19 protein-coding genes and 2 tRNA genes are annotated in these 23,859 nt (G+C 61.8%); 11 read left to right on the forward strand and 10 right to left on the reverse strand.

What is annotated here, in order from left to right:
• Positions 1-615 (forward strand): OmpA family protein (locus HK26_RS01730; RefSeq protein ID WP_180539257.1); only part of this gene is annotated, 615 nt, incomplete at its 5' end.
• Between the two features lie 140 nt (positions 616-755).
• Here the strand turns inward: HK26_RS01730 and rnhA are convergent.
• Genes rnhA through ispH form a run of 3 tightly spaced genes read right to left on the reverse strand, consistent with a single transcriptional unit; the run spans position 756 to position 3,219 of the window.
• Entirely contained in the window at positions 756-1,244 is a 489-nt protein-coding gene (rnhA, locus tag HK26_RS01735; RefSeq protein ID WP_086638219.1) for a ribonuclease HI, read from the reverse strand.
• Positions 1,234-2,208, reverse strand: coding sequence for a homoserine kinase (locus tag HK26_RS01740; RefSeq protein WP_086638220.1), 975 nt, complete (start codon positions 2,206-2,208; stop codon positions 1,234-1,236). The genes rnhA and HK26_RS01740 overlap by 11 nt, the downstream gene beginning before the upstream one ends.
• A 9-nt stretch (positions 2,209-2,217) precedes the next feature.
• Complete coding sequence (gene ispH / locus HK26_RS01745) at positions 2,218-3,219, reverse strand: 4-hydroxy-3-methylbut-2-enyl diphosphate reductase (protein ID WP_086638221.1); 1,002 nt, start codon at positions 3,217-3,219, stop codon at positions 2,218-2,220.
• Positions 3,220-3,458: 239 nt separating this feature from the next.
• Here ispH and HK26_RS01750 point away from each other — a divergent pair, with 239 nt between their 5' ends.
• Complete coding sequence (locus tag HK26_RS01750) at positions 3,459-4,049, forward strand: hypothetical protein (RefSeq protein ID WP_257640813.1); 591 nt, start codon at positions 3,459-3,461, stop codon at positions 4,047-4,049.
• A gap of 51 nt (positions 4,050-4,100) precedes the next feature.
• Here the strand turns inward: HK26_RS01750 and HK26_RS01755 are convergent, their stop codons facing one another.
• From HK26_RS01755 to HK26_RS01775, 5 genes are all read right to left on the reverse strand, one after another.
• Complete coding sequence (locus HK26_RS01755; RefSeq protein ID WP_086638223.1) at positions 4,101-5,465, reverse strand: ABC1 kinase family protein; 1,365 nt, start codon at positions 5,463-5,465, stop codon at positions 4,101-4,103.
• Positions 5,466-5,467: 2 nt separating this feature from the next.
• On the reverse strand, positions 5,468-7,312 hold the full coding sequence (locus tag HK26_RS01760) for a M3 family oligoendopeptidase (protein ID WP_086638224.1): 1,845 nt from the start codon (positions 7,310-7,312) through the stop codon (positions 5,468-5,470).
• Positions 7,313-7,449: 137 nt separating this feature from the next.
• The gene (gene gltB / locus HK26_RS01765) at positions 7,450-12,006 is read right to left on the reverse strand and encodes a glutamate synthase large subunit (protein ID WP_086638225.1); all 4,557 of its coding nucleotides are present in this window, start codon (positions 12,004-12,006) and stop codon (positions 7,450-7,452) included.
• The gene (locus tag HK26_RS01770) at positions 12,006-13,451 is read right to left on the reverse strand and encodes an NAD(P)-dependent oxidoreductase (RefSeq protein ID WP_086638226.1); all 1,446 of its coding nucleotides are present in this window, start codon (positions 13,449-13,451) and stop codon (positions 12,006-12,008) included. Before HK26_RS01770 ends, gltB begins: the two co-directional genes overlap by 1 nt.
• A 195-nt stretch (positions 13,452-13,646) precedes the next feature.
• Positions 13,647-14,603 (reverse strand): complex I NDUFA9 subunit family protein, encoded by a 957-nt coding sequence (locus tag HK26_RS01775; RefSeq protein WP_086638227.1) that lies wholly within the window; start codon positions 14,601-14,603, stop codon positions 13,647-13,649.
• Between the two features lie 189 nt (positions 14,604-14,792).
• Here HK26_RS01775 and HK26_RS01780 point away from each other — a divergent pair.
• A tRNA-Leu gene (locus HK26_RS01780) sits at positions 14,793-14,879 on the forward strand.
• Between the two features lie 163 nt (positions 14,880-15,042).
• Here the strand turns inward: HK26_RS01780 and HK26_RS01785 are convergent.
• Both HK26_RS01785 and HK26_RS13830 read right to left on the reverse strand, forming a co-directional pair.
• Positions 15,043-15,933 (reverse strand): N-acetylmuramoyl-L-alanine amidase family protein, encoded by an 891-nt coding sequence (locus tag HK26_RS01785; RefSeq protein ID WP_086638228.1) that lies wholly within the window; start codon positions 15,931-15,933, stop codon positions 15,043-15,045.
• 155 nt (positions 15,934-16,088) lie between these two features.
• On the reverse strand, positions 16,089-16,400 hold the full coding sequence (locus tag HK26_RS13830; protein ID WP_148299099.1) for a hypothetical protein: 312 nt from the start codon (positions 16,398-16,400) through the stop codon (positions 16,089-16,091).
• Positions 16,401-16,424: 24 nt separating this feature from the next.
• On the opposite strand from HK26_RS13830, the gene HK26_RS01790 reads away from it, so the two are divergent.
• The 8 genes from HK26_RS01790 to HK26_RS01825 all read left to right on the forward strand — a co-directional run bounded on the left by HK26_RS01790 (position 16,425) and on the right by HK26_RS01825 (position 23,726).
• Positions 16,425-19,217, forward strand: a complete 2,793-nt coding sequence (locus HK26_RS01790; RefSeq protein WP_257640814.1) for an Rne/Rng family ribonuclease — start codon at positions 16,425-16,427, stop codon at positions 19,215-19,217.
• 127 nt (positions 19,218-19,344) lie between these two features.
• Complete coding sequence (gene hisG / locus HK26_RS01795; protein ID WP_086638230.1) at positions 19,345-20,070, forward strand: ATP phosphoribosyltransferase; 726 nt, start codon at positions 19,345-19,347, stop codon at positions 20,068-20,070.
• Between the two features lie 22 nt (positions 20,071-20,092).
• A complete protein-coding gene (gene hisD, locus HK26_RS01800) occupies positions 20,093-21,406 on the forward strand; it encodes a histidinol dehydrogenase (protein ID WP_086638231.1) in 1,314 nt (437 codons plus the stop codon).
• A gap of 70 nt (positions 21,407-21,476) precedes the next feature.
• Positions 21,477-21,695, forward strand: coding sequence for a translation initiation factor IF-1 (gene infA, locus HK26_RS01805; RefSeq protein ID WP_003623225.1), 219 nt, complete (start codon positions 21,477-21,479; stop codon positions 21,693-21,695).
• A gap of 2 nt (positions 21,696-21,697) precedes the next feature.
• Positions 21,698-22,330, forward strand: coding sequence for a Maf family protein (locus HK26_RS01810; protein WP_086638232.1), 633 nt, complete (start codon positions 21,698-21,700; stop codon positions 22,328-22,330).
• Positions 22,327-23,409 (forward strand): ribonuclease E/G, encoded by a 1,083-nt coding sequence (locus tag HK26_RS01815; RefSeq protein WP_086638233.1) that lies wholly within the window; start codon positions 22,327-22,329, stop codon positions 23,407-23,409. Before HK26_RS01810 ends, HK26_RS01815 begins: the two co-directional genes overlap by 4 nt.
• Before the next feature lie 2 nt (positions 23,410-23,411).
• Complete coding sequence (locus HK26_RS01820; RefSeq protein WP_086638234.1) at positions 23,412-23,594, forward strand: DNA gyrase inhibitor YacG; 183 nt, start codon at positions 23,412-23,414, stop codon at positions 23,592-23,594.
• A gap of 56 nt (positions 23,595-23,650) precedes the next feature.
• Positions 23,651-23,726, forward strand: a tRNA-Phe gene (locus tag HK26_RS01825).
• Positions 23,727-23,859: the final 133 nt, after the last annotated feature.

Consider the following 23,859-nt stretch of genomic DNA (forward strand, 5'->3'; position numbering starts at 1 on the left):
GCTCCTGCTCCTGCTCCTGCTCCTGCTCCTGCTCCTGCTCCTGCTCCTGCTCCTGCTCCTGCTCCTGCGGGTGGGGCCGCTCCCGCACAGGGTCAAGGGGCCAATGCAGTTCCGGGTGCGCCCGCCGCCGCCACACCAACCCGGCCACCACCGGAAGCCACCATACCCAATGCGCCACCGCCCCTGCCACAACTGACCCCCGCACCATCGGATGTGGAGATTCACCCCTTCCCCATTCCGCCACAGCCCACGGTGCAGGTGCAGGCAAAGGGCGTTGTCACCCCCATTCCCAGCGGTATCCGCCTGACATTTGCCCCCGGCTCAGCCGACCTGAACCCCGAGACACATCAGGCCATTCTGGCATTTGGGCAGAATCTTGCTTACAAGCCGCATGTGCGCGTACTGGTAAACGCCTATAGCTCGGGTGCGGCGGATGATATCTCCCTTCCCCGCCGCATGGCACTGGCCCGTGGGCTTGCCGCCCGCAGCGTGCTCATGAACGGGGGCACACCGTCCACCAGAATTTATGTGCGGGTCATCGGCCAGCCCAAAAATGCCAAACCCGGCGACCCACAGGACTACATCGACCTCTACCAGTCAGACATGGAGCAATAAGGGCCGCATCAGCGGGGGGCGTGTCATACGCCTCATTCCTGTGGCAGGGCGTCCACAGGCGGCTGCGCGTGGGGGGAACATGCCCCGCACGGTTTACAAAACAGAGACTTAACAATGTGAAAATATGCAGGCAGGCGCTGTTACGCGCCCGCTTTCTGCTCTTCCATGCGTATACGCGCTTCAGTCGCCAACTGGTCTACCTGCTCATTCTCCGGCACACCGGAATGCCCTTTAACCCAATGCCAAGAGACATCATGCGGCTTGGCGGCATCCAGCAGGCGACGCCACAAATCCATATTGGCCACCGGGTCACCCGCGGCATTGCGCCAGTTGCGGCGCACCCAGCCTGTATGCCAGCGCGTAATGCCGTTACGCACATATTCGCTATCAGTATGCAGGTTTACGGTGCAGGGTTTTTTCAGCGCTTCCAGCGCTTCGGCAGCAGCAGTCAGCTCCATGCGGTTGTTGGTCGTGGCAAGCTCCCCGCCAGAAAGCTCGCGCTCAACGCCTTTGCAGCGCAGCAGCACACCCCAGCCACCCGGACCGGGGTTGGGCTTGCACCCCCCATCGGTCCAGATTTCAACCTGCATCCGGTTTTCCGCCCCTGCGGATGACGTCTCAGAGTCCATAACCACCCACACTTTGCGTTGCCAGATGGAACCGTAGCCGCCGGAGGTAATCCAGCGGATTTTTGGGTGTTACCAGCGCATCGGCCGGGGTGTTGATCCAGTCATACAGCCGGGTGAGCAAAAAGCGCATGGCCGCCCCCTGCGCCAGAACCGGCATGGCCGCACGCTCCACATCCTCAAGCACGCGCACATCCTCGTACCCTAGCAACAGCTGCCGGGCGAAGGTGACGTTGAACGCACCATCGGGCTGGAAGCACCATGCGTTCAGGCAGATGGCCACGTCAAAGGCCAGATAATCCGTGCAGGCAAAGTAAAAGTCGATCAGGCCCGACAGGGTGTTGTGGAGAAAAAACACATTATCGGGGAACAGATCGGCATGGATCTGCCCACGCGGCAGGGGGGCGTTCTGCCCATGTCCCGGCCATGCGGGCACAATGTGGGCAAGAGCCTGTTCCAGCTCCGCCTGTAAACCCGGCTGCACCGCATCCGCCCCATTGGCGCAGCTTTGCAGCAAGGGCGCCCATGCCTGTGGCCCCAGCGCATTGGGGCGCTCTGGCGCGTAGGAGCGACCTGCCGCATGCAGCTGGGCCAGAGCGCGCCCAAGGGGGCGGCAATGCTCAAGCCGCACGGTACGGGGCCACACACCGGGCAAAAAGGTGGTAATGGCCGCAGGACGGCCTGCAAGGGTTTTGAGCGTAATGCCCTGCCTGTCAGCCACAGGCTGCGGGCAGGTCACCCCCTCGCGCGCGAGGTGCTGCATAAGGCCCAAAAACCAAGGGAGCTCACGCGCATTCACCCGCTTTTCGTACAGGGTGAGGATATAGTCCCCCTCCGTTGTACGAAGCTGGAAGTTGCTGTTCTCAACCCCTTCGGCAATGCCACGGAACGCCACAAGGGAGCCAATGGCAAAATCTGCCAGAAACTCCTGCAGCGCCTCGTCGCTAACGTCCGTATAAACGGCCATGAACCACCTTTAGCCCAACGGTGCGGGAAGGCGGAATGTGACGTTTTCTTCCTTCACAATCCGTTCTTCAATGCACAGGGTGTAACGCTTGGCCATTTCGGCCAGCATTTCCTGCACCAGCGCTTCCGGGGCAGAGGCACCGGCTGTAATGCCCAGCGTGCCCACACCGTCCAGCACCGACCAGTCCAGCGCGTCCAGCCGGGGGACCAGCAGGGCGCGGGCCGCACCGGAGCGCTCGGCCACTTCGCGCAGGCGCTGGGAGTTGGAGGAGTTGGGCGAGCCAATCACAATCACCAGATCGCACTCGGGAGCAATGGTCTTGACCGCTTCCTGCCGGTTGGTGGTGGCGTAGCAGATATCCTCCCGCTTGGGCCCTTCAATCAGGGGGAAGCGCTCACGCAGGATGTCCACAATTTCTGCCGTATCATCAACAGAGAGCGTGGTCTGGGTGATAAACGCCAGCATGGAGGGGTCAGCGGGCTGCACGCTGCGGGCTTCGTCCGCATCGTTAATCAGGGTTACGGCTCCGGCGGGGAGCTGGCCCATGGTCCCGACGACCTCAGGGTGACCGGCATGGCCGATCATCAGAATATGGCGGCTGTCCGGGCCACCTGCTGCATAATGGCGCTCGGCCTCGCGGTGGACCTTGGAGACCAGCGGGCATGTGGCATCCAGGTACAGCAGGTTGCGGCGCTCGGCCTCGGCTGGCACGGTTTTGGGCACACCGTGGGCGGAAAAAACAACATGACCATCTGCGGGGACCTCATCAAGTTCCTCCACAAAAATGGCACCCTGTGCCTCCAGTTCCTCTACAACGGTGCGGTTGTGAACAATCTCGTGCCGGACGTAAACCGGCGCGCCGTAGCGGCGGATGGCCTCCTCCACAACGCGGATGGCGCGGTCCACCCCGGCGCAAAAGCCGCGCGGGCCAGCCAGAAGGACCTTGAGCGAGCGGCCATGCCGGGCGTCCGTGCTCTGGGTGGTCGTGTGGGTGTCAGTTTGATCGGGCATGGTGTTCCCCAAAGTTGCAGCGGGCTGTATAGAAGAAAACTGGCTATGAAGAAGCATATTGAAAACAGGCTACGCCCGAAACCCGGTAAAGGCCGTGGCAGTTGTGGCCTACGCAAAGGACGCATGTGATGCAACCCGTTTTGCAGCATTCAAGACGTGAAACACACGCCCGCAGGGGTGTAACGGGTTGGTGCGTCACCCATTTTTGTTCCTCCACCCCATCAATGCCGGATTCCTCCATGCCTTATGTTTTTACCCGCCTGCGCAGCCTGCTCCCCCGCGTAACCGCTTCTGGCGCACTGGCCATGGGCCTGATAACGGCGCTGACAGGGTGCGGAGGGGGGGAAACCACCTCAACCGAATTTGCGCCCGCCTGCCCCGTGACACATATTCCGTCCGAAGCGGCGGACTATTACCTTTACAACGGAAAGGGCACCAGTTTTGGTGATCTGATAGCGCGGGCCAGCATTGTCAAGCTGGAGGGCGAGTGCTCGGCCGGTGGCCCCAAGGACCTGAAAACCCGAGTCGCACTCCACATTACGGTAGAACGCGGCCCCGCCTCCAGCACAGAAAAACTGAACATACCGTGGTTTATTGCCGTGCTGCACGGGGACCGGATTGTGAACAAGCACATCTTCCGCCACACGGTCACATTCCCCGCCAACCTTGCGACTTTTGATACAACCAGCAAGGTCATCACGATCGACCTGCCGATCCCTCCCCGCAATGTTGATTCCGATTATCGGTTTGAGGTGGGCTTCCAGCTCAGCCCCGGCCAGCTTGAATACAACCAGCTCCACCTCAAACGCGCGACCTATCAGGCGTACTAAACACCGCAAACGTGGGCGTGGGGCCTGCGCCCAAAGGCGCAGCCCGCCCGCTCAGGTGGCCGGAGGAGCATCCGGCGGAAAGCGGGCTTCCCTGATGGCGGCATTCTGCCGTTCGGTCAGGGCCTGCACGTCAAACCCTTCCACAATCTCGTGGAACAGTTCGCTCCAGTTCATCTTGACCTTGAGCCGCATAAAGACCGAGCCAAGACCAATGGCGGAGCGGTCCACCAGCACAAATTCGCGCGGCAGGCGCACACCCCCCGTTTTTTGCAGCCCTTCATGCACGCGGCTCAACACCTCGCGCCCATGTTCAGGGGTGTTCTCTTCCTGAATATAGCGCTCGCGGTCGTCCATCAGCGGAGCGTAGAGCAGGCTGGCCCATTCGTTCAGCACACGCACCTTCTCGCGCGACAGGTCGCGGAAGCCCCATGCCTCATACGCATGGGCGGCCAGGTCCTCGTCCTTTGTGCGCAGGGCGTTGTACAGATCGATGTTCCCCTGAATGAACGAGGGCCGAAAAATACGGATCGCCCCAAAGTCCAGCAGATTCAGCCCGCCATCCTCACGCAGGGTAAAATTGCCCATATGCGGGTCGCCATGCACCACACCGTACTGGTAGAGCGGCACATACCAGCCACGGAACAGGGCACGGGCGATCTTTTTTTTCTGCTCTTCGCTTAACCCGGCCTTGATGGCGGTATTCAGGTTCTGGCCCGCCACCCATTCCATTGTCAGCAGGCGGCGCGTGCTCAGCGCGTCCACGGGGAGTGGCACCGTTACATCCGGGCAGCCCTGCACAATATTGTGGTAGAGCCGCATATTCGCGGCCTCGCGCCGGTAGTCCAGCTCCTCACGCAGGCGTTCGGCCAGTTCCTCCACCACATCATCCTGACGGATGGCGTTGTCGAGCTTGTGGTACACCCCAATGGCCATGCGGAACTGCTTGAGGTCCGCCTCCACTGCCGAGTTCATGTCCGGGTACTGGAGCTTGCAGGCCACCTTGCGGCCATCGGCCAGAATAGCCTGATGCACCTGCCCAAGGCTTGCCGCAGCAGCGGCCTCCTTGCCAAAGGCGCGGAAGTTCTTCTCCCACCCCGCCCCCAGCTCCGCTGTCATACGGCGGCGCACAAAGTTCCAGCCCATGGGTGGCGCGTTGGACTGGAGCTGGGCCAGTTCCTCCGCATATTCTTCGGGCAGAGCGCCGGGAATGGTGGCCAGAAGCTGGGCAGCCTTCATCAACGGGCCTTTAAGCCCGCCCAGAACGGACTTAAGGTCCTCCGCATGGGTTGCACCACCCGAGCGGATGCCCATTTTATGCCCGGCCAGACGTGCGGCAATGCCCCCCACCGTGCCGGTGGTCTGCACCATACGCCGCAACTCCCCGAACATGCCGGAGTTATCCAGATCGCGCGCCATGCTCAGTCCTGCTCCAGCTGGTCAATAAAGCCGGAAATCACGTCCAGCCCCTTGCGCCAGAAACCGGGGTCCGATGCATCCAGCCCGAACGGGGCCAGCAATTCCTTATGCCGCAGCGTCCCCCCTGCCTGAAGCATGGTGATGTATTTGTCCTGAAACCCCGGAGCCCCTTCGCTGAACACCTTGTACAGCGCGTTGACCAGACAATCCCCGAATGCGTAGGCGTATACATAGAAGGGTGAATGGATGAAGTGGGGAATATACGCCCAGAACACATCGTATTCGGGTGTAAAGTTAAAGGCCGGGCCAAGGCTCTCGGTCTGCACCGCACGCCAGATTGCGCCAATCTGCTCTGGCAGGAGCTCGCCCTTTTTGCGCTCGTCATGCACGCGGGTCTCAAACTCGTAGAACGCAATCTGGCGCACCACGGTGTTGAGCATGTCCTCCACCTTGCCAGCCAGCAGCAGACGGCGGCGGGTGGGGTCTTTTTCCCCGTCCAGCAGGGACTGGAAGGTCAGCATCTCGCCAAACACACTGGCGGTCTCAGCCAGTGTGAGGGGCGTATCGGACATAAGATAACCCTGCTTTGCCGCCAGCACCTGATGCACGCCGTGGCCAAGCTCGTGCGCCAGTGTCATCACATCACGGATGCGGCCGTGGTAGTTGAGCAGGATATAGGGGTGGGCCGATGGCACGGTGGGGTGTGCAAACGCACCGGGGGATTTGCCCGGTGCAGGCGGCACATCAATCCACGGGCTGGTCAGGAAGGTGTTGATAACCTTGCCCATGCGCGGGTCAAACCCGTCATACGCCTTTTGCACAATGGATTTGGCCTCGGTCCACGGAATCTGGCGGTCCTCACACCCTGGCAGGGGGGCGTTACGGTCCCAGTGTTCCAGCTTGTCCAGCCCCATCCATTTGGCTTTGAGGCTGTAATAGCGGTGGGACAGGCGCGGGTAGTCCGTACGCACGGCGGAGACCAGCGCATCCACCACCTCGTCCTCCACCATGTTGGACAGATTGCGCGAAGAGGTCGGGCGGGCAAAATGCCGCAGCCCATCGGAGATGGATTTATCCTTGGCCAGCGTGTTGGTAATGAGTGCAAACAGGCGGACATTGCCCTCAAACACCGCCCCTACCGCCTTGCCTGCCCGCTCACGCACGGCGCGGTCCGTATCGGACAGGCGGTTGAGCGCATCGCCCACCGGCATGGTCTGCCCATCCACCGTGACCCGCAGGGCGGCTATGGTCTCATCAAACAGGCGGCACCATGCCTGCGCACCGGTGACCGATTTTTCCAGCAGTACCTTTTCCACGTCATCGCCAAGCTGGTGGGGGCGGTACATGCGTACGTCACGCAGGTACGGCTGCCAGCGGGCAAGGGCCGGGTCCTGCACCTTGGTCTGAAGGTCGGCCTCCTCCAGCCGGTTGAGTTCCAGCCCGAAGAACAGAAGGTCGGTGGAAATATCGGTCAGCCGTTCGTTAATGGACTGGCTGAAGCGGCTGATGGCCGCATCGGACGAATCCGCAGCAAACAGCAAAGAGGCATAGGAGCCAGCACGGCCCAGTTTTTCCTCTATCTCTTCAAATTCGCTCAGGGCCTGCGCCAGTTGCGCGCCACTCAGGCTGCCCAGCTTACCTTGGTAGAGGCGGGCAAAGCTCTTGGCCGCAGCGGTGGCCGCTGCAAGATCGGCCTGTAGTGCCGGGTCATCCATACCCGCGTACAGGGCCGAGAGGTCCCAGCGCGGCAGGGTGCTGGCCCCTTGGGCGGAGGAGGAGGCAGGTCCGGCTTCCGCCGCCATGAGCGGAAGTGACAGCGAACGGGAAAAATGCGCGGTATGTTCCATGCCCTCACTCTACCGCGCAAATCCACCAGAGGCGAGAGCCCTTGCATGCAAAGACAAAGCACCAGAACGGCAAAACGGGCGGGAGCCATAAGCCCCCGCCCGTTCTGTCTGTTCACAGCGACTAAAGGCTGGCTGGCTCAGGCCGATATGGCCTGCTCCGCGCCGTCCACACTAAAGCCGATGATTTTGGCATAGTCCTTGGGCACAATCTGCCAGAACTGGGGCAGAACCTCGTCCCACTTATGCAGCAGCATGGAGGCATAGGCCGAGCCTGTTTCCTCCACATGCCGCTCGACCAGAGCGCGCAGTTTTTCCGCCCATTTGGGGTCGCTCACACGCGACCACAAAAGAGCCTCGGGGTTGATCCGCTTGGTAAAGCCCCCGTTGCTGTCCAGCACAAAGGCCATGCCGCCGGTAAAGCCTGCGCCAAAGTTGTCGCCCACTTCCCCCAGCACCACAACGGTGCCGCCGGTCATGTATTCACAACAGTTGGAGCCGCAGCCCTCAATCACCGCTGTGGCACCCGAGTTACGCACGGCAAAGCGCTCGCCCGCCTGCCCTGCCGCATACAGCTCACCCGCTGTGGCACCATACAGCACGGTGTTGCCAATAATGGCGTTCTGGTTGGACACCAGCGTGGAGGAGGGAGAAGGACGAACCGTAATGGTCGCCCCCGACAGGCCCTTGCCCACGTAGTCGTTGGCGTCACCCAGCACTTCCAGCTTGAGCCCCTGCACGGCAAACGCACCAAGGGATTGCCCGGCAGACCCACGCAGGCGCACGGTCAGGTGGCCGGGTGCCAGTGTTTTCATGCCGAACTGGCGCACGATCAGCGAGGAAATGCGCGTGCCAATGGCGCGCTGGGTGTTCTGCACATTGTAGTGCAGCTGCATTTTCTCGCCATGGTCGAACAGCGGGCGGGCATCGTTGATCATCTGCGCATCCAGCGTGTCGGGCACCTCGTTCCGGCCCTCCAGCGTGCAGTAGCGCGCATACGGCCCCGGATCCGCCTGCGAGAGCAGGGAGTTCAGGTCCAGATCGTCCAGATAATCTGCCCCGCGTGAGACCTGACGCAGCAGGTCCGTACGGCCAATAACCTCGTTAAGCGTGCGGAAGCCAAGGGAGGCCAGAATGTTGCGCACATCCTCCGCAATGAACGAGAACAGGTTGATCACCTTCTCGGGCGTGCCTTCAAACTTGGCGCGCATGGCCGGGTCCTGCGAGCACACGCCAACCGGGCAGGTGTTGGAGTGGCACTGGCGCACCATAATGCAGCCCATGGCCACAAGGCTGGCCGTGCCAATGCCAAACTCTTCCGCACCCAGCATGGCGGCAATCACCACGTCACGCCCGGTTTTGATGCCACCATCGGCGCGCAGGCGCACACGGTGGCGCAAGCGGTTGAGCATGAGCACCTGATGCGTTTCCGCCAGCCCCAGCTCCCACGGCAGACCCGCGTATTTAATGGAGCTGACCGGGCTTGCCCCCGTACCACCCGAATGGCCGGAAATGAGAATGGCGTCGGCCTTGGCCTTGGCCACCCCAGCGGCAATGGTGCCAATGCCCGAACGTGCGACCAGTTTGACGGTCACGCTGGCATCCGGGTTGATCTGCTTGAGGTCGTAAATAAGCTGGGCCAGATCCTCGATGGAGTAAATATCGTGGTGCGGCGGGGGCGAGATCAGCGTGACCCCCGGTGTGGCATGGCGCAGCTTGGCAATCAGCTCGGTCACCTTGAAGCCGGGCAACTGCCCGCCCTCACCCGGCTTGGCACCCTGAGCCACCTTGATTTCCAGCTCACGGCAGTCATTGAGGTACTGCGCGGTCACCCCGAAGCGGCCCGATGCCACCTGCTTGATGGCCGAAGACGCGTTATCCCCATTGGGGCGCGGCTTTGCGCGTGCCGGGTCTTCCCCCCCTTCCCCGGAATCGGACTTGGCGCCAATCCGGTTCATGGCGATGGAGAGCGTTTCATGCGCTTCGGGGCTGAGTGCGCCGAGCGAAATAGCGGGGGAAATCAGGCGTTTGCGCAGCTGCGTAATGCTTTCCACCTCTTCCACCGGAATAGGCGTACGCCCATCACGGAAGTCGAGCAGGTCGCGCAGCGCCACGGGGGGCTGGGCGCGCACCGCATCGGCATAGCGCTGGTAGATGGTAAAGCTGTCTGTGGCCACGGCGGTCTGGAGCATATGGATCAGCCCGCCATCAAATGCGTGCTGCTCCCCACTGCGGCGCAGCTTGTACAGCCCGCCCACAGGCAGGGTCAGGGCCGAGGCCGAACCCCATGCCTGCTCGTGGAAGCTCAGCGCATTGCGTGCAATGCCCGACAGACCAATACCGGAAATGCGCGAGGGCATACCGGGGAAGAATTCCGCCGTCAGGGCGCGCGACAGGCCCACTGCCTCAAAATTGCAGCCACCACGGTAAGACGCCACAATGGAAATACCCATTTTGGACATGATCTTAAGCAGACCCTTGTCCACCGCCTTGCGGTAACGCTCCATGCACTCACGCAGGCTGCGGCTGCCAAACAGGCCACGGCGGTGGCGGTCAGCAATGCTTTCCTGCGCCAGATACGGGTTAACCGTTGTGGCGCCCACACCAATGGTTACGGCAATGGCATGCACATCCAGTGCTGTGGACGTACGCACGTTAAGCGAGGTGAACGTACGCAGGGACGTGCGGACCAGATGGGTATGCACAGCCCCCGTAGCCAGAATCATGGGGATGGAAGCGCGGTCGGGGGACTGGGCCTCATCCGTGAGGAACACATGGGTACAGCCGCCCCGCACACTTTCCTCCGCCTCACGGCGGATGCGGGCAATGGCCTCACGCAGGCCAGCCTCACCATCCGCTGCGGGGAAGGTGCAGTCGATGACGCTGGCAGATGCACCGCAGAAGCCACGCAGGGCCTCGTACTCGCCCGATGTCAGCACAGGGCTGGGCAGTTGCAGCATGTCGCACTGCTCGGCCGACTGGTCCAGAATGTTGCCAAGGTTGCCAAGCCGTGTGGCAAGGCTCATCACCCCCGCTTCACGCAGGCTGTCGATGGGCGGGTTGGTCACCTGGCTGAACATCTGGCGGAAGTAGTGCGACAGGCCACGATAACGCGGAGACAGCACAGCCAGAGGCGTGTCATCCCCCATGGAGCCAATGGCCTCGCTCGCGTCTTCCACCATCGGGTGGAGCAGGGTTTCCAGCTCTTCGAGTGTGGTGCCAACAGCCAGCTGGCGGCGGCGCAGTTCATCCCCCTTGTAATAGACCGGCTCGGTCACATCCGAGCGGACAAGGTGGCCGATCTTCTGGGTCCGCTTGATCCAGTCCGAAAAATCCTGACGGGAGGACAGCACATCCAACAGCGCGCTGTTACCGTACAGTCTGGCTTCGTCCAGGTCCACGCCAATCATCTCACCCGGGCCAAGGCGGCCACGGCTGACAATGGCGTTTTCTGGCACGCGGACCATGCCGGTTTCGGAGCCAACAATCAGCAGGTTGTCGGTGGTCACAGTGTAACGCAGCGGGCGCAGACCGGAGCGGTCCAGACCAGCCACAACCCAGCGGCCATCGGTCGCACACAGGGCTGCGGGGCCATCCCACGGTTCCATCACCGCATTGCAGTAGGTGAACATGTCGCGGTGGGCGGGCTTCATGGCCGCATTGCCGCCGACACTGGCCGGGATCATCAGCGCCTTGGCCGACGGGGCATCGCGCCCGGCAAAGGTCAGCAGTTCAAACACGTTGTCCAGCGTGGCCGTATCCGACCCACCAGCCTGCACCAGCGGCTTGATGTCGGCCATCCACGGGTCAAGGTCGGGGTGGGACAGGCGCGTTTCGTGGCTTTTCATCCAGTTGATGTTGCCCGAGATGGTGTTGATCTCACCATTATGGGCAAGGCGACGGAACGGCTGCGCCAGCTTCCATGTGGGGAAGGTGTTGGTCGAATAGCGCTGGTGGTAAATGGCAAAGCGGCTGACAAAGCGCTCGTCCAGCAGGTCTGGGTAGAACTCGGTCAGATGCTCGGCAAGGAACATACCCTTATAGATAAGCGAGCGGCATGACAGCGAGCAGATATACAGGTCCACCTGCGCTGCAATGGCGGCTTTTTCTATCCGGCGGCGGATAACGTACAGATCGCGCTCAAATGCCTCCTCCGTTTTACCCGGCAGGTTGCGGATGAGAATCTGCTCGATTTCGGGGCGGGTGGCATTGGCTTTTTCCCCAATGCAGGAGGTGTCGATCGGCACCTGCCGCCAGCCGTAAATGCCATAGCCAAAGGCCAGAATCTGGGTTTCGATAATCTGGCGGCACTGTTCCTGCGCCACAAAATCGGTCTTGGGCAGGAACACCTGCCCCACAGCAATGGGGCCATCGCTGGGGCGGTCACCCGTGCTGGTAATGGCGTCGGCAAAAAATTCCTGCGGAATTTCCACATGAATACCCGCGCCATCGCCTGTTTTGCCGTCAGCATCAACCGCACCACGGTGCCAGATGGCCTTCAGGGCTGCAATGCCAGCCTCCACCACCTCGCGGCGGCGCTTGCCATCGAGGGCCGCCACAAGGCCCACACCGCAGGAATCGCGCTCATCCGCCGGGTCATACAGCCCGTCGAGGGCTTGCACGTTGGCGTCCCATGCCTTGAGAAACTCTTCACCGCTTTCAGCGGAAACAGTGTGCGAAAACTGTTCCATATCCATTATCCCTGCTCCGCCGTACGAGCCGTTGCATCGGCCCTGATCCACTCATGGATGCTCTGGGCAGCTTCCCGCCCGTCCTTGATCGCCCACACGACCAGACTGGCCCCACGTACAATATCCCCTGCTGCAAACACACCGGGCAGCGAGGTCATGAAGCTCTTCTGGTCCACCTTGAGCGTTCCCCAGCGCGAGGCCGCGAGTGCGGGCTCATCCCACAACTGCGGCAGGGGTTCGGGGTCAAAGCCGAGGGCTGCGATCACCAGATCGGCCTCAAGCGTAAAGGAAGACCCTTCCAGCGGTTCGACCGACTGGCGGCCCGAGGCATCGGGCAGGCCCAGCTTCATGCGGGATGCGCGCACGCCTGTGACGTGTGTGTCACCAAGGAATGCCTCAGGGGCGGCCAGCCATTCAAACTGCACGCCTTCCTCCTCCGCATTTTTTACCTCCCGCGTGGAGCCGGGCATGTTCGCGCGGTCACGGCGGTAGAGGCAGCGTACGGATTTGGCACCCTGACGAATGGCCGTGCGCACGCAGTCCATGGCTGTATCGCCACCGCCGAGCACCACCACATTTTTACCTGCTGCATCCAGCGCCTGCGCGTCTTCAGGCAACACATCGCCCAAAGAGCGGCGGTTGGAGGCCGTCAGGTAGTCCAGCGCCTTCTCAATCCCTGCAAGGCCGGCACCGGGGCCGCCAATTGCGCGGGATTTGTACACGCCGGTTGCAATCAGCACCGCATTATGCCGCCCACGCAGCTCGGCAAAGGACAACTCGCCCGCGCCAGAGCCAATGCCCTGACCAAGGTGGAACACAACCCCACCGTCCACCAGCAGTTCGTGCCTGCGTGCGACAATATGCTTTTCAAGCTTGAAGCCGGGAATACCGTAAACCAGCAGCCCGCCCACGCGGTCATACCGGTCATACACATGGACCTGATAGCCCTGCGCGCGTAGCTGGTCGGCAGCCGCAAGCCCGGCGGGGCCAGCCCCCACAATACCCACGGATTCGGAGCGCTCACGCACGGGGGCAACCGGCTTGACCCAGCCGTTCTCAAACGCCGTATCGGTTACAAAGCGTTCAACCGCACCAATGGTGACGCTCTCAAACCCCGGCTCGATCACGCAGCTCCCTTCGCACAGGCGATCCTGCGGGCAGATGCGGCCACAGATTTCGGGGAAGGTGTTTGTGGCGGAGGACACGCCATAGGCTTCCTCCAGCCGCCCCTGCGCCGTGAGCATCAGCCAGTCGGGGATGTTGTTCCCCAACGGGCAGTGCACGGAGCAGAACGGCACACCACACTGCGAGCAGCGGCTGGCCTGCTCGGTCGCCTGCTCGGGTTTGAAGTCATTGTAAATTTCGTCAAAATCCGTCCGCCGCTCAGCCGCCGTGCGTTTTTGTGGCTGCTTTTGCGGAACGGAGACAAATTTCAGCATCTTGGTTGTCATACGCCATCCCCGGCTACAAAGGGCGCGGCAGACAAACCTCGCCCCCTAAAATCAAGCAGGAGGGAACGTGCCTGTTATCGTTCAGGATAAAAAGACAGCATTGCTTACCTATTTTAAATTTAAGTCCGGAATGACCTCAAAATACGCATTTTTTACAATTTAAAGCGTCTCATTCCGGACCTTTTTTGCTCCAACCTACCGTTGTGGAACAAAAACCCCAGAGCGGCCACCGCCAACCCTGTAACGCTCCAGATAAAACGGCACACAGGCCTGCACGCTGCGCGGCACAAGCCCCAGCACCTCAAACCCCGATTCCGTGGGGGGCACAACATTATCCTGCGCAAGCATAAGCAACTGGTCCCGCGTAAGAACCTTACCCGGCAAACGCTCCAGCACCGCCGCCTGCAAACGGGCCAGCGCCATGGGTACACGCACCACCGGCCTGTCGCGCTGCGTCTGGCGCAAGACAAAGGTCGCAATATCCTGCATGGTCATAACGTCAGGCCCGCCAAGCTGCCATACACGCCCCGAGAGTTCGGGCGTATCCGCCACCTGCGCCACAACCTGCGCCACATCCCCCACATAAACGGGCTGCACGCGCGTGGTTGCCCCGTAAACCGGCATAAACGGCAGATAGCGCGCCAGCGCACCAAACAGGTTAAAGAACCTGTCCTCCGGCCCAAAAATAACCGAGGGGCGCACAATGGAGGCATCGGGGCGGTACTGCCGCACCAGCGCCTCGCCCGCCGCCCGGCTGCGCCCATAGGCGGATGGCGCATGCTCCGACACACCAAGGGCGGACATATGCACGTAACGTGCCACCCCAGCCTCCGCCGCCAGCCGCGCCACACGCCCTGCCCCATCTACATTGACCGCATGCAGGCTCTGCGCAGAGGAGGAAGACAGGATAGCCGCAAGATTAACCACCACATCGGCACCACGCACCACGCAAGCCACCGTACTCTCATCAAGCACGGATGCGTAAAAAGGGGCCACCTGCCCCACACGCCCCATGGGGCGTAGCAAAGCCCCCCGGTCGGGCCGCCTGCTGGCCACACGGACCGTGTACCCGGCCCGCGCCAGACACTGCACAACATACTGGCCGACAAAACCGTTACCGCCCAGCACCGCCGCAGTTCTGTTCCCATTCATGCCCGTATTCCCTCTGCTTTAACGCCATGCGCCTATGCCAATACCCCACTGTGTGGCATTCGCCCCCAGCACGCCAGAGCGGGGGCTGACACAAATTCGTCAAAAAAAATCATTTTACCTGTTGACGCTAACATGTGTGCGGGGTAAATGCCTCTTCACCAGCCCGGAACACTCCGGGTTGCCATTTGAGCCCAGATGGCGGAATTGGTAGACGCGCAGGTTTCAGGTACCTGTGACCGAAAGGTTGTGGAAGTTCGAGTCTTCTTCTGGGCACCAAATTCTCTCTGAGAATTGGTAAGCATAGTAGCCCCCGCAAGGGGGCTTCTGCTTTTCTACCCCCTGCTTTCATGCAAATCCCACGCTCAGCACAACGCCTCAGGCGGCGCACCATAATGTTGCGCCACACGGCGTTACCGACCAATACCACGCGAGCACAAGCTTACCCCGCCAGACCAGCCCCGGCAGAGGCAAAATAACGGTTTACGGCATTACACATAGCCCCCGCCACCATGGCCCTGTGCCCCGCCTGCCGCAGTGCGGCCTCATCCAGCCTGTTGGACATGAACCCCATTTCCACCAGAACAGAGGGAATCTGGGCAGATTTGAGAACCGCAAACGCGGCATGGCGGTGCGGATGGGTCAAAAGCTGCACACGGGACTGAAAGGCCGAAACCACGGCCTGCGCCATGTGGGAGGACCCCTTGCGGGTTTCCTCCGTAACCAGACTGGCCAAAATCTGCTGCACCTCGGGCGATGCACCATGCACCATAGGCCCGCCAAAACGGTCCGCGCTGTTTTCCGTACGTGCCAAATCGGCTGTCTGGCTATCGGATGCACCGTGCGCATGGGTGTATACACTGGCCCCACGCACACTTGCATTGTGCAGCGCATCCGCATGCATGGAAATAAAGAGTGCCGCCCCATGCTGCTGGGCCATATCCACCCGGCTATCAAGGGGGATAAAATGATCGCTCGCCCGCGTCAGCGCCACACGGTAACGCCCCGTGGCCAGCAACTGGCGCGAAAGTTCCTGCGCCGCCGCCTCGGCCACATGCTTTTCATATGTACCGGAAAAACCGATGGCACCGGGGTCCTTGCCTCCGTGCCCCGGGTCCAGCATGACCAGCGGCTTGGATGGTGCCGCACGCCCGACCACGGCAGGGGCATGCAACACGCCCCCATGCCCTGCCCGCGCCAGAGCAGGCAGCGCCGCCCCCGCCAGAACCGCACCGCCAGCAACACCCCCCGCAACATGACCGAGAAAAGTCCTGCGCGGCACAGACAGGCTGGAAGAGGGGGAGAGCAGCAGGTGTGGCCTGTGCGGTGCCATTAGAGCGCGCCTTCATCCTTGAGGTTGCAAGCCCGACAATGTGCCCGAAAAATGGCAAAAAAATAACCACCCTTTTGCAGCCCCAAGCCTTTATTACGAAGAGCTTGCAGTCTGGCGGCATTTGGGTCATGCTTAATGTGCATGGCATCTGGGCATTAGTGTACCTGCCGTGCACTCTGCCTGCTGTCTTCCGGGCGTTGTGTCTGCGCGGCATTATCCGCCAGCACCATGCGACCGGGGACCGCGCAAAGCGACGACCGAAGGATAAACGACCATAGCTCGCCCCATCGCCCTGAGTATCTCCGCCAGACCACAGGCACAGGCATGCCTGCGGGGTACTGGCGCGCGGCTGCCAGCGGGCTTTGCAGGCACCTTCGGTTTTCCAGTTCACGCCTGTTTATACCCGCTGGAAGCGCCCCTGCTCCGTGCTGCGCCATGTTGGCAAAAGCACCGCGCAGGCTGGCCACCAACGCACCGGAGTTTTTCTTTTTATGTCAAAGCGGATGCTGATCGACGCAACACACGCAGAAGAAACGCGTGTTGTTGTGATGGACGGAAATAGACTCGAAGATTATGATGTTGAATCTGCTGCAAAAAAGCAGCTCAAAGGCAATATCTACCTCGCCCGCGTTATTCGCGTAGAACCCAGCCTGCAGGCCGCCTTTGTTGAATACGGCGGCAACCGGCACGGCTTTCTTGCCTTTAGCGAAATTCACCCGGATTATTACCAGATTCCGGTTGCCGACCGCGAAAAACTGCTCGCCCTTCAGGCCGAAGAAGAAACCCTGATGGACGATGCCGCCGCTGACTCCGATGAGGACGATGCAGCCGAGCACGATACGGACAGCGAAGCGGAAGACACACGCGCCGCCGCCGATGCCGACACGCGTGAAGACGGTGAGGAACGGCAGGACGCACCGGAATACGTCAGTGGTGAGACCGACACGGGTGAAGAAGCGCTGATACAGAAGCGCATTGCCCGCTTCTTGCGCAATTACCGTATTCAGGAAGTTATCCGCCGCCGTCAGGTCCTGCTGGTGCAGGTGGTCAAGGAAGAACGCGGCAACAAGGGTGCGGCGCTGACCACTTACGTCTCGCTGGCTGGCCGTTACTGCGTGCTCATGCCCAACGCACTGCGTGGCGGTGGCGTGTCCCGCAAGATTACCTCCGTTGCCGACCGCCGCCGCCTACGTGATATTGTCAGCAGCCTGAACCTGCCGCGCGGCATGGCCATGATCGTGCGCACCGCAGGTGCCCAGCGCCCCGGCCCCGAAATTACGCGTGACTGCGAATACCTGCTCCATCTGTGGGACGACATTCGCGAACATACGCTCCAGTCCATGGCCCCGGCTCTGATTTACGAGGAAGCCAGTCTGGTCAAACGCGCCATCCGCGATGTGTACACGCGTGATGTGAGCGAGATCGTGGTGGATGGTGAGAGCGGGTGGAAAGCCGCGCGCGACTTCATGCGCATGCTCATGCCTCAGCATGCCGAAAAAGTGCGCCTGTGGAGCAAGGAGCACCAGCCGCTCTTTACCCATTACAACGTGGAAGGGCATCTGGACGCCATGTTCTCCCCCGTGGTGTCTCTGCGCTCGGGTGGGTATCTGGTCATCAACCAGACCGAAGCACTGGTCGCTATTGACGTGAACTCCGGCAAGGCCACCAGCCAGCGTAATATTGAAGAAACCGCCTTCCGCACCAATCAGGAAGCTGCGGACGAAGTGGCACGCCAGCTGCGCCTGCGCGATCTGGCCGGGTTGATTGTCATTGACTTTATTGACATGGAATCCCGCCGCCACAACGCCACAATCGAACGCCGCCTCAAGGACGCGCTGCGCCATGACCGCGCCCGTATCCAGATCGGCTCCATCTCGCATTTCGGCCTGCTGGAAATGTCACGCCAGCGGCTCCGCCCCTCGGTGGCGGAAGCAGCCTTTACGGTCTGCCCGCACTGCAATGGCACCGGCATGACCCGCAGCGTGGAAAGCTCGGCCCTGCACGTCCTGCGCTCGGTGGAAGAGGAAGGCGCACGCCGCCGGGCCTCCGCCATTACCGTGCATGTTGCAGCAGAGATTGCGTTCTACATTCTCAACAACAAGCGTGACTGGCTGGCCAACATCGAACAGCGCCACCAGATGGAAGTGCTGTTCTCCCCCGACAACACACTGCCTGCGCCGGAAATCCGCATCGAACGGCGTGCCCACGCCCATGCCCGTCCGGCGCATACAGCGCAGCAGCAGTTGCCGCCGGTCGAAAACGTGGATGCGGACCCCACTCCGGTTGCCGCTCTGCCAGCCCCCGCAAACGCCGCACCCACTGCCCTGCCCGAAACGGCGGAAACCGCTACGGGGGATGAGGAACCACGCCGCCGCCGTCGCCGCCGCCGCCGCCGTGGGGGTGGTAATGGCAACGCACAGGGCCAGAACGGGACCCAAGCCGTAGCCGACACCGGTGGTGAAGACGCAGACGAGCCCGAAAACACCCGCGTGGCGGAAGAAGCAGCCCCAACTGCACCTGCCGCCCCACAGGGTACGGACGGGCACCTTGTCCCGGGCCGCCGCCGTACACGCCACTCACGCGTACAGCGCCAGCCTTCCGACTCGGCACAGGAGCAGCGCGTTGCCATTGCCGAAGGGCCAGCCCCCCGTCCGCAGCGTGCGGTCTGGACCGGGCCAACCCCCGCCAACCCGTTTGGTGACGGACCGGATATTTTTGAACTGCTGGAAAACAGTGCGCAGGCCAAGCCCGCCCCTGCCCCCGCAGCCAAAGAACCTGCCCGCCCGGCTGTGGTGGCCGAGCCTGCAACTCCCGCTCCGGCCCCACAGGTGCCGGACGAACAGCCCGAGGCGCAGGCCGCACCACCCGCCAAGCCCACACGCCGCCGCGCCACACGCAAACCGGCAGCCGCCAAAACGGCTACCGCCAGCGTAGACGCCCCGGCGGCTGATGCGCCGGAAGCGGGTGAGGCAGAAACCGTAGCGGGTGAGGCAACACAGGCCGCGCCCAAAAAACCTGCCCGTCGCCGCGCACCGCGCAGCAAGGCAGCAGCGGCTACGGCAGAAGCGACAGCCGACACCACCGCAACACCGGATGCGGAGCAGGATGCGCCCAAAAAGCCCACCCGCCGCCGCACGACCCGCAAAGCCAGCACAGAAGCGGCACCTGCTGCAGACGCCACACCGGCCCCCGCGCAGGAAAAGGCAGAGCCGCTGGTGCAGCCGATCGTGATTGAGGATAGCCCGCCAACAACCCGCCGTCGTACGGGGTGGTGGAAGCGCTAAAACCTACCCTGACTGTCCGGGTGGAGGCATTTCTTCCACCCGGACAACAGGCTGCCGGTTTTTCTTCCCGGCGACCTTGTGCTAGGAGAGCAGGCCGCATTCCAACGCCCTGCCTGCCGGAGTTTACATGAACCAGTCCCTTACAGACCCCCAGACCGCCAACGCGCTTGGTGCGGGCCATAATGGACAAATGGTTCTGGCCCTGCCCAAGGGCCGTATTCTCAAGGCTGTCACCCCTCTTATGGCGGGTACGGGCATGGCCCCTTCCGCCGACTGTCTGGGCGACAGCAGCCGCAAGCTGCGTTTTTCCACCGAAGACCCCCGCGTGGACATTGTACGTGTCCGCTCGTTTGACGTTGCCACCTTTGTGGCTGCTGGCGGTGCGCAGGTTGGCATTTGCGGCTCTGACGTTCTGATGGAATTTGACTACCCCGAAATTTATGCCCCCCTTGATCTGGGCATTGGCTCATGCCGCATTGCGGTGGCCCAGCCAGCCCACCTGCCGCATGACCCACAGGAATGGTCGCGCTGGTCAGAGGTGCGGGTCGCCACCAAATACCCTGCCATTACCCGCCGCTTTTTTGCCGCGCGCGGTATTAACGCCACCATTGTGCACCTGCACGGCGCCATGGAACTAGCACCCATGCTCGGCCTGTCACGCCTGATTGTGGATCTGGTAGACACAGGCTCCACCCTGCGCGCAAACGGATTGAAGGAGGTGGAAACCATTGCTCAGGTTTCCAGCCGCCTGATTATCAACCGCACGGCGCTCAAAACCCGCCCCGACCAGATTGACGGCATTCTCTCACGCTTCCGCACGGCGCTTGCGCAAAGCGCGCCCGCCGCAAAATAATGTGTAAGGCAGACCAGACTCCATGAAACGGCTTGATACGCGCGATGCCGGTTTTGAAAGCGCCTTCAGCGCGCTGCTGACCAACCGGGAAGAACAGGGGCAGGAAGTCACCGGCCCCGTAGCCAACATTCTGGCCTCCGTGCGCAAGGAGGGCGATGCCGCCCTGTGCGCCCTGACCGAACGCTTTGACCGCCTGCCCGTAACACCGGAAAAACTGGCCTTTACCGCTGAAGAAGTGGCCAAGGCCAAGGCGCAGGTCAGCCCCGAACTGCTGGACGCACTGGACGTTGCTGCCCGGCGGATTGAGAGCTTCCACCAAAAGCAACTCCCCGCAGACATGCGCTACACTGATGACGCGGGCATGACCCTTGGCATGCGCTGGATTCCGCTGGACGCCGTTGGCCTGTATGTTCCCGGTGGCAAGGCGGCTTATCCGTCCTCCGTGCTTATGAACGCCATTCCCGCCAAAGTAGCCGGGGTTGGGCGGCTGGCCATGTGCGTGCCCACGCCCGATGGTGTGATCAACCCGCTGGTGCTGGCCGCCGCCGACCGCGCAGGCGTAACCGAAATCTACCGCGTAGGGGGTGCGCAGGCTGTAGGTGCCATGGCCTATGGTACGCAGAGCATCCAGCCCGTTGACCGTATTGTCGGCCCCGGCAACGCCTATGTGGCCGAAGCCAAACGGCAGGTCTTTGGGCATGTGGGGATTGATAGCATTGCAGGCCCGTCCGATGTGGTGGTCATTGCCGATTCGGGCTCCGACCCGCGCGTGATCGCACTCGACCTGCTGGCCCAAGCCGAGCATGACGAACTGGCACAGGCCACACTGATTACCCCCGACGCCACCTTTGCCGACAGGGTCATTGCAGCAGTGGACGCGGAGCTGAAAGTCCTGACCCGCACCGCCATTGCCAGTGCAAGCTGGGCGCGCAATGGGGCTGTGCTCATTACCCGTGATCTGCTTGAGGCTGTGGAACTGGCCAACCGTCTGGCACCCGAACATCTGGAACTGATGGTGGATGACCCAGAGGCCCTTTTTGTGCATGTCCGGCACGCGGGAGCGGCGTTTCTGGGCCGTTTCTGCCCCGAAGCGGTGGGGGATTACGTGGGGGGGCCAAACCATGTCCTGCCCACATCGCGCACCGCGCGCTTTGCCTCCGGCTTGTCTGTTTACGACTTTATGAAGCGCACGACATTCCTGTCCGGCGGGCCGGACGCCCTGCGCCGAATTGGTCCTTCCGCCGTGGCTCTGGCCCATGCCGAAGGGCTGCAAGCCCACGCCCTTAGCGTTTCTGCCCGGCTGGATGCCCTGGCCGAGCAAACACCTAACGCTTGACCGCCAAGCGCCCCTCAACCATACCTGCTGACCAGAACTTCCGTCAGTTTTAACATACACGAAGGATGCAATGTCTAAAGAAGACATGATCGAATTTAGCGGCACAGTAACCGAACTGCTGCCTAATGCCATGTTCCGCGTAAAGCTGGACAACGAACACGTTATTCTCGCCCATACCAGTGGCAAGATGCGCAAGAACCGTATTCGCGTTCTGGCAGGTGACCGGGTGAATGTGGAAATGACCCCCTATGACCTGTCCAAGGGTCGTATCACCTTCCGCTTCAAGTAAGCATGACACTCTCCTGCCAGACACAGGCGGGGCAGAACGTGGCCCCCCTTCTGGTTCTGGCATCTGCCTCCCCCCGCCGTATTGCGCTGCTGGAACAGATCGGGCTTACGCCCGACCGTGTTCTGCCTGCCAATATTGATGAAACACCGGCCAAAGGCGAGGTGCCACGGGTTTACGCCCAGCGCATGGCAGCCGAAAAAGCCAGAACAGTCGCCAGCACGCTTGGCGAACCCGCCCTTGTGCTGGCAGCAGATACCGTTGTGGCCCTTGGCCGCCGCATTCTGCCCAAAGCAGAGGACCGGGATACAGCGCGCTTCTGCCTTGAGCGCCTGTCTGGTCGGCGGCATACGGTGCTGACATCCGTTGTGGTGGCCCCGACCGCCAGTTGGGTGTCTGGGCGATATGGCGCACGGCTGGTGGAAACGGCTGTCACCTTCTCCCGCCTAACACCTTACCAGATTGACGCCCTGCTGGACGCGGGTGACTGGTCTGGCAAGGCTGGCGGGTACGCCCTTCAGGGCCATGCTGCTGGTTTTATCCGCGCGCTGTCTGGAAGCGCCTCAGCCGTGATTGGCCTGCCATTGTTTGAGACAGCGCAGCTCCTGCGTGGGCAACCCGGTGGCTGGCTAGCGTGAGCCTGTTCCTGCGCATTGCCACATTTCCGGGCGAAATGCGCATTGCGGTTACCAAAAACGATAGCTTGCTGGATTTTGCGCTCTGGCGCCCTGCTGCCCCCGATATGGTGGGCAGCATCTTCCATGCCCGCATAGAAGCCCTTACCCCCGGCATGGGGGGGGCTTTTGTGGCACTTGCTCCCAACCTGAGCGGCTTTCTGCCCTTACAAAATGGTGCGCCCAAGCTGACCGAGGGGCAGAGCATTACGGTAGAAGTCAGCCGTGCAGCACAGGGGGGCAAAGGCGTACGCCTGCGCCTGCTGGCGGCAGATGTCGGCTCGGAGCAAAGGGGGCTTATAACCCCCGGCCCCACACCGCTGGCACGACTTGCCGCCTTATGGCCCACCGCAACGCTGGTAGCGGACAGCCCGGCAGCGGCAGCCCACATCCCCCCTTCCCTCCGTGAGCGGCGTGAGCCCGGCTTTACCCCCTACCCCGATGCCATAGCTGCCGCCTGCGATGCTCTTGAGGAGCCCGTGGTGCACCTGCCCGGCGGGATGGAAGCAACCATTACCCCCACCCCGGCCCTGATTGCGATTGACATGGACGCCCCCCCCGCACAAACGGGCAGGCCCAAACAAACCGCACAATTTGCCGCCAACCGCGATGCGCTGCCCGCACTCATGCGCCAGATCCGCCTGCGCAACCTGTCTGGCGCTATTCTTATTGATCCGGCGGGGCTGGCAACACGCAAACGTCAGGCCCTGCTGGAGCCTGTAACCGAAGCGCTCAAGCCTGACCCACTCAACCCCCGCTGCCTGGGCGTAACGGCTCTGGGGTTGATAGAAATTGTGCGCGCACGGATTTATCCCTCCCTACCAGAACTGCTGAACAGCCCGCATGGGCGCGCACTGCGGGCACTACGGCACATTCTGGCCCATGCCCCCCATACACGCCGCCTGTGCGGTGGGGCGGGCCTTATGCGCGCACTGGAGCAGGACCCCGAAGCCGTGGCCGAATGCGCACGCCAGCTTGGCAGGCCCCTGAGCCTGCACATGGACCCCGCCCTGCCCGATTTGACATGGACGGTTCAGGATTAACAATGACCCACTCAGCCAAATGCCCGATTTGCGGGCAGCCTTCCGCCACAGCCTATCGCCCCTTTTGCTCCCGCCGCTGTGCGGATGTGGACCTTGGGCGCTGGTTTGGTGGCACCTACCGCATTCCGGGTGAACAGCTCCCCGACGCGGAAAGCGAAAAAGCTGAAATAAATGACAAAACATGACTTGATCTCGGAAGCCAGCTGAGATAAATCCTCTCTCACGCCGCAAGGCTTGCGGTGCCCAAGTAGCTCAGTTGGTAGAGCATGCGACTGAAAATCGCAGTGTCACTGGTTCGATCCCGGTCTTGGGCACCATTCTCGCATTCCCCCAAATGCTCCCTCTTAAAATACAATAATGCTGTTTGCCACTGGTAGGCATGATGCGCTTACAGTGCACCCCACTCGGCTGTACACCATTACGTGTTCGCGGCATGTATTCTTGCATCCT

This window comes from Acetobacter okinawensis (assembly GCF_002153655.1).
GTDB lineage: Bacteria > Pseudomonadota > Alphaproteobacteria > Acetobacterales > Acetobacteraceae > Acetobacter > Acetobacter okinawensis_A.